This window comes from Phormidium sp. CCY1219 (assembly GCF_055795085.1).
Genome location: NZ_JAYFEQ010000452.1, coordinates 1 through 6,328, shown reverse-complemented (window position 1 = coordinate 6,328; position 6,328 = coordinate 1). Strand labels below are relative to the sequence as shown.

The window sequence follows — 6,328 nt, the reverse complement described above, 5'->3', positions numbered from 1 at the left end:
TCCCCGGATGAGGTGAAAGTCTCAAGTCCGGTTTTGAAGACGAGTAGTTCTGGTGACGGAATTGCTTAGTTTAACTAATTAGTGATTCAGGTCATAACCATGATTTGTCACATTTGGCCCGGAAAAATACCGCGAACAGCTTGCGGTGGTTTAAACCCACCACCTAACTGCATTGACTGGGGTTTTCATGCCCCCCTTGACGGTCAGTCCCAATGGCTTAATTTTGCACTCCTTGTACCTGCCAGGTAGATTCCAATGCTTGACTATCAAATAAACCTCTATTGGCAAGTTGCTGGTGGATATGCATCGGTGATTTCTGACGCCTGCGCGATCGACTCCGAGCGCTTTCATGCAAATTTTTGACTGACTCGAGTTTGGGTACAACATGACCAGTAGGGTGTCTTCAGGGTCATTACTTTCACAAACTTAATGTCTATCTTTATCAAAGCTGCGGGGTTTTTTCAGTGATTGCTATTTCACCTCGTCCAACAGTAGGGCGCACTTGGAACACGATCAGTTTTGCTTCCACGCTCTATCTTTGCCCAATCCTGGATCTGCTACTAGCAGAAATTCCACGCCAATGGCACGCGGAAATTAGACTGGGACTTCAGGAAGCGTTAGTTAATGCGGCTAAACATGGAAATCAATTAGATCCGAGTAAAACCGTTGTGGTTCGTTTTTATGCCAGTTCCGAGGAATATTGGTGGGTCATCTCAGACCAAGGCAATGGTTTTACCTGCGCTTGTGCTTGCAATGACAACCCTCGGGAGAAGATCCCCCATGAGGAGGGAGAATGTGGGAGAGGGTTATTTATTTTACACCAAATCTTCGACCGAGTGGATTGGAATGATAACACGAGAGAACTAAAACTTTGCAAACACTTTAATAATACCTATCGCTTACCGTTGGTTCAATAAGCCCAGCCTGGGTAAAATCGGCTCGGAAGCGGGGAAAGCACGGAGAGGCTAAGCCTCCAATCCGTTACTTCCCACCGCGCCACTGTTAGCTTTACCCAAAATTGCCTAGCAATTCTCAGCTAACTGCACTATTTTTCCTTCGGCGCACCATGAGTCGGACAAGGCGGCGCACTCAGGGAGCGATCGAGCCACCCGGTGGCCTGCTGTAGCCTCAGCAAGGCTTCCTCGGGGTTGTTTTTTAGCAAAAACACCAACGCGGTGGCCGCTTGCTCTGTGGCACGCACTTTCCGATTCGACTTCAATCGATGCCAATCTGTTTCCATCAGCGTCACTCGCTCTGCTAATGCTTGCGCTAATTCCAGGGTGCTAAATTCCTGCAATTTCGCAGAGGTGGGACTGTGCAAACCAGAACTCGTTTTTGGGGGTGTGGGAGTGGGATTAGCCATGATGCCAAAATAAATTTAACCAATGTCTCTCATTCTTAATGTATCGATTTTTCTGTTTTCCGGATGACTTCCCCTCCAGAACCTTCCCCCCCTTCTCCCAACGATCGCTCCACCAATGATGGCTCGATGAGCGATTTGGCGGAACTCGATGCGGGTATCCAAGACGCTCAGCGATCGCTCGTTTCCCTCCAAGAACGCTTGGCTCAAGTGCGGCGCGATCGTCAGCAGCAGCAACAACTCGAGCATCGACGCGAGAACCTACGCCGGGAACTGCGTCAAAATCGCGGTTCCAACCCCTCCCGCCTCCCGGAACTCAAAGAAGAACTGCGCCAAATCCAATCCCAACTCGAAACTCTCGAACTCAACCTGGAAAGCGAATTATTCTCCCTGAGCAGCCTCAAAGAACCCTTTTGGCAAGCGGTTCGCTTTGGTGGCCTCGGCATTATTGTAGGCTGGGTATTGAAAGCCTGTGCCAGTTGAAGGTTGATGCTTATTTCAATCGACCCTTTGGCTCTTTCGTTAATAACTGTGACTTAACATCTCAACCTCATCTAATGAAACGACGGATTGCTGAAATTTTGCGAAGCGGTCAACCCGATGAGTCCATCATGGTTCAAGGGTGGATTCGCACTAAACGAGAACTGAAAGAGTTTGCCTTCATGGAAGTCAATGATGGCTCCTCAATGGCAAACCTGCAAGTTGTCCTCGATAAAGACTTGCCCGAGTACGAGAATGTCCTCAAACAATCCAACACCGGCGCGTCGGTGCAAGTGTCTGGAGTGCTGGTGGAATCCCCAGCGAAAGGACAGCGGATCGAACTGAAAGCCTCTGAGATTAAGGTGTTTGGCGATTCGGATCCGGAAACCTATCCCCTCCAGAAAAAACGTCACTCGTTTGAGTTTTTACGGGCGATCGGTCATCTGCGCGGTCGCACCAATACCCTGGGTGCGGTGTTCCGGGTTCGCAACGCCGTCGCTAACGCCATTCACCAGTTTTTCCAAGAACGCGGCTTTCTCTGGGTTCATACCCCCATTATCACCGCCAGCGACTGCGAAGGGGCGGGGGAAATGTTGGCGGTAACGAGTCTCAATCTTAAGGATGTGCCGCGCTTGGATAGCGATGATGTGGATTACTCTCAGGACTTTTTTGGCAAACCGGCTTACTTGACGGTGAGCGGTCAGTTGGAAGCGGAAGTGATGGCGATGGCGTTTAGCAATGTCTACACGTTTGGGCCGACGTTTCGCGCGGAAAACTCCAACACTTCTCGCCATTTGGCTGAGTTTTGGATGGTGGAACCGGAAATGGCGTTCTGCGACTTGACCGGGGATATGGATTTGGCTGAGGCGTTCTTGAAGTATGTCTTTAAATCTGTGTTGGAGAATTGTCCGGAGGATATGGAATTCTTCAATAAGCGGATCGATAAGACGGTGTTGGAAACCGCTGACAATATTATTAACAACCAGTTCGAGCGGATTTCTTATACGAAGGCGGTCGAATTGTTGGAAAAGTCTAACAAAAAATTCGAGTTCCCGGTGGAATGGGGACTGGATTTGCAGTCGGAACACGAACGCTATCTGGCTGAGAAATACTTTAAAAAACCGGTTATCGTTACGGATTATCCCATCGGGATTAAGGCGTTCTACATGCGCTTGAACGATGATGAGAAAACTGTGGCGGCGATGGATATCCTCGCACCGAAAATTGGCGAAATTGTGGGCGGTTCCCAGCGGGAAGAACGCCTGGATGTCCTGGAACGGCGAATTAAAGCCCAAGGTCTTGACATCGACAATTATTGGTGGTATATGGACTTGCGCCGCTACGGAACCGTGGAACATGCCGGTTTCGGGTTGGGATTCGAGCGTCTGGTGCAGTTTATGACGGGCATGGCAAATATCCGCGATGTGATTCCCTTCCCCCGCGCACCGCTGACTATCGAGTTTTAGTCCCTTCTTTCCTGGGGTTGGGGAATTCCCTGACCCCAATTTCGTCGATCGGGATTTATTACCATATTTTTCCGATTTTGTCAAGCCATAAGTTGCATATTGCTAATTTGAGCAAAGGAGCGATCGCTGATGAGCTATACTCGCGAGCATGTCTCTCTAGCCAGTTTCAAGGACAGGAGGGTCTCGTTCTCCACTAAGCGCAGATTTGGGGCAAATCGCTCCATATTACCACACACGATCGCTGTCTGCGTTTGCAACTCCCGGGGAATCGCCCCTGCGCTGTTGTCGGCGCAACCTGTTTCGCGAACCGCCGACTGCTTTTTATCCTGTTGTCAATCTGTAACCTCCGTGGAAGCGTTGACCCCAAAAGAATTGTCAGGTGTTAATCTGAGGGAACGGATGGGGAAGTCACAGACCTACGGCAGAGGGCAGAAAACCGAAAAATTGGCTCCAATTTCACCGCAGAGAGCCGCGATCGGCTACAGTTCGGCAAGTGACCTGAGAGGCTGAAATAAAGCTGGTGACAGGATTTGAACCTGCGCCCCACGCATTACAAGTGCGTTGCTCTACCAGCTGAGCTACACCAGCATTACAAGCCACTATAACAGATGCAGCGTCACCTTGGCAACCCTATGCATGAGAATTGACCCGATCTTAAATTAGCGATCGCCTCTGGAGTGGGTTGTAATCCCCACTGCGGAGGACTTCTGGGGATGAAGATAGGTGAATTAGGCACGCCAATTCATCAGGGCGTCACTGCCTGTCCTCATATTATACGAGTTACTGAAACCGACGCCAATTCCGACCTTTTCCTTTATTGCGTGCTTTGTAGGTTGCTGTTAGCGAATGGCAATTCGGGCACAACAGACGCAGGTTGTCGGGGGAGTTGTTTTGCCAGTTGCCATCGATATGGTCTACTTCCACCGGAATTTTCCCGGTATGGGGATTGACTGCACACCACCCACAGATAGAACATTTTTCACCATATTGCTCAACTAAATACCTCTTCACATAATTAGACACATTCCCGTGTTTTTTGCCACCACTTTCTTCCCCCGCTAACCAAGCGGCAATATACACCTTGTATTTATGTTCGTTATGACAGGCTCGATCGCAATATGTATCCACCGTTCTTTTGGTTGGTTTTCCACAGTTTAAGCAGGCTTTTCTCGACTTTTTTGGCATCGGCATACTTTGCCCTCATCAATTCATTTTTACTAGATTACCCTATGTTTAAACCAGTCCACACTTGAAGGAAATAAGCAACTCTTATTCAAGAGTAAAGATTGCCTCAATGGGTTGAAAAATAAAAATATTCTAGTAGAATTTAACCTTCACGCAAAGAACGTTTTAGGAGAAAGCCGCGTTGAGTAAATTTGGTGGTCTTGTGGTCAAGTTAGCCAATGAATTGGGATGAATGGGCGATCGCAGAACTCGAGAAAGGGCGATCGCCGCAGTGGCTTATTGTCCGCTAAATCCCCCGGGGAGGGAAGCGTTGGGGTGAGAGTCTACCACATTGACGCCCGGACAAAGGGGACAAGCCACAGCCATTCCGAGCATAATCAAAACAAAAAACGCCAGTTTTCTGTTCTTGGTTTTCATTTTGTTTCTCTTGATTGTCAACATTATGTAGTAATTATAGCAAAACTAGGTTGGCGAAAAACCTCGTTTTTGCCTCCAGCCCTTGTCCTTGAAAGGGGTAGAAAATTGGTGAAGTCACAGAAGGGGCGATCGCCGAGAGTGCATTCTCGCCTTAAGGCCACAATTAGCGAGAACATTTAACTTACTAAATTCGCCAAAAATAGAAAAGTATCGTAAATAAAATTTGTACCCTTAAAAATGAACTTTATTTGGGCATGAAAAGGCGAATAGTTTGTGGGTTTAAATTACACCAAAATTTACTTTTTTTTAAGAAATTTTACAATTGTTAGAGTTTTTTTTGTTTGATGAAATCGACAGTTAATAATGCGATCGACTACGGGCTGACTATTCTCCGGGATGAATTGCTTTCAATTTTACTAGAGTAAGTAAGTCAAAAATTTGAGCGCGGGAGAGTCGCAGGGCGATCGCGCTGGATAATAGGGGCAAAATTGCGATCGCGCTTCGCCATTTCATCACTTTATCTCCCATCGATTGTCCATAAATCTCTATTTTTATCTCCAATTTAATTCGTAACGCTTGCCAATTTAACACGCATCAAACGCACCGCATTCAACGCCACTGGATATCAGCCAAGGTGCAAACTCTACCGCCATATTCACCGGGAGGGAGGGTGCCTATGCTAGAGCCTATAACCCAGAGAAACGAGAGAAAAACAAGCAATATTTGCCAATTTTCTGTCACATATTCCAGTCGTCTTTAGACGACTTGAGCTATGAGGCGGGGACTTTAGTCCCCGTCTGGGAATTGTAACATATTCCAGTCGTCTTTAGACGACTTGATCTATGAGGCGGGGACTTTAGTCCCCGTCTCTGTGAACCGACGCCCGAGAGAGAAATAACCGGATTTCTCCTGCTACAGGAGAACCCGGTGAATTGCAGTTTATCCGATTTTCCAGAAAAATGTCCCCTCGGACACCACTTGTATTTTTTCTATACAAAACTTAACGAATTGCTGGGATTAACACTCGCCCCGTTTGGGCTGAAAATGTTGCTCAACTCCGCTTCCACTCCTACAATATCCACAGTCGCGACATCTGGTAAATCGCCAGCTACGGTGTTAATTAAGCCATTCCCCGGGTCAAGATTAGCAGTCGGAGTGAAGGTTTCAATTGCTGACAAATTGGCTTCATTCAAATTGCCGCTATCCGTCAGGGGGTCGTTTTTAAAAGATGCGATCGCACTGTCACCGAGGTTAATTGCGCTTGGACTTTGAGCTGTAGTTCCGCCATCAGCAATCAGCCTTAACGTGTATTTCGTGTTATATCTTGTTGTGCGGTAGGGAAAAACTCCAACATAATAAGTCCCTGCACCTAAGCTGCGGCTAATCGATTCGTCTGAATCGCCCCAATTGTCGGAAAATG

8 protein-coding genes and 1 tRNA gene are annotated in these 6,328 nt (G+C 47.7%); 3 read left to right on the top strand and 6 right to left on the bottom strand.

Going from position 1 to position 6,328, the window contains the following annotated elements:
- Nucleotides 1-464: 464 nt before the first annotated feature.
- Nucleotides 465-917, top strand: coding sequence for an ATP-binding protein (locus AC0QH1_RS11035; protein WP_324631149.1), 453 nt, complete (start codon nt 465-467; stop codon nt 915-917).
- Nucleotides 918-1,045: 128 nt separating this feature from the next.
- Here AC0QH1_RS11035 and AC0QH1_RS11030 read toward each other — a convergent pair whose 3' ends face one another.
- Nucleotides 1,046-1,363, bottom strand: a complete 318-nt coding sequence (locus AC0QH1_RS11030) for a DUF6439 family protein (protein WP_324631148.1) — start codon at nt 1,361-1,363, stop codon at nt 1,046-1,048.
- 63 nt (nt 1,364-1,426) lie between these two features.
- On the opposite strand from AC0QH1_RS11030, the gene AC0QH1_RS11025 reads away from it, so the two are divergent.
- Together AC0QH1_RS11025 and asnS are read left to right on the top strand one after the other, a co-directional pair.
- Nucleotides 1,427-1,843 (top strand): sll0565 family protein, encoded by a 417-nt coding sequence (locus tag AC0QH1_RS11025; RefSeq protein WP_324631147.1) that lies wholly within the window; start codon nt 1,427-1,429, stop codon nt 1,841-1,843.
- Nucleotides 1,844-1,917: 74 nt separating this feature from the next.
- Nucleotides 1,918-3,306, top strand: coding sequence for an asparagine--tRNA ligase (gene asnS / locus AC0QH1_RS11020; protein ID WP_324631146.1), 1,389 nt, complete (start codon nt 1,918-1,920; stop codon nt 3,304-3,306).
- 515 nt (nt 3,307-3,821) lie between these two features.
- Here the strand turns inward: asnS and AC0QH1_RS11015 are convergent.
- The 5 genes from AC0QH1_RS11015 to AC0QH1_RS10995 all read right to left on the bottom strand — a co-directional run.
- A tRNA-Thr gene (locus AC0QH1_RS11015) sits at nt 3,822-3,894 on the bottom strand.
- Between the two features lie 192 nt (nt 3,895-4,086).
- The gene (locus AC0QH1_RS11010; protein WP_324631145.1) at nt 4,087-4,491 is read right to left on the bottom strand and encodes an HNH endonuclease signature motif containing protein; all 405 of its coding nucleotides are present in this window, start codon (nt 4,489-4,491) and stop codon (nt 4,087-4,089) included.
- A gap of 276 nt (nt 4,492-4,767) precedes the next feature.
- Nucleotides 4,768-4,908 (bottom strand): hypothetical protein, encoded by a 141-nt coding sequence (locus AC0QH1_RS11005; RefSeq protein ID WP_324631144.1) that lies wholly within the window; start codon nt 4,906-4,908, stop codon nt 4,768-4,770.
- Nucleotides 4,909-5,292: 384 nt separating this feature from the next.
- Entirely contained in the window at nt 5,293-5,421 is a 129-nt protein-coding gene (locus tag AC0QH1_RS11000; RefSeq protein ID WP_324631143.1) for a hypothetical protein, read from the bottom strand.
- Nucleotides 5,422-5,897: 476 nt separating this feature from the next.
- Nucleotides 5,898-6,328, bottom strand: a 431-nt coding sequence (locus AC0QH1_RS10995) for a hypothetical protein (RefSeq protein ID WP_324631142.1), incomplete at its 5' end; no start/stop codon positions are given.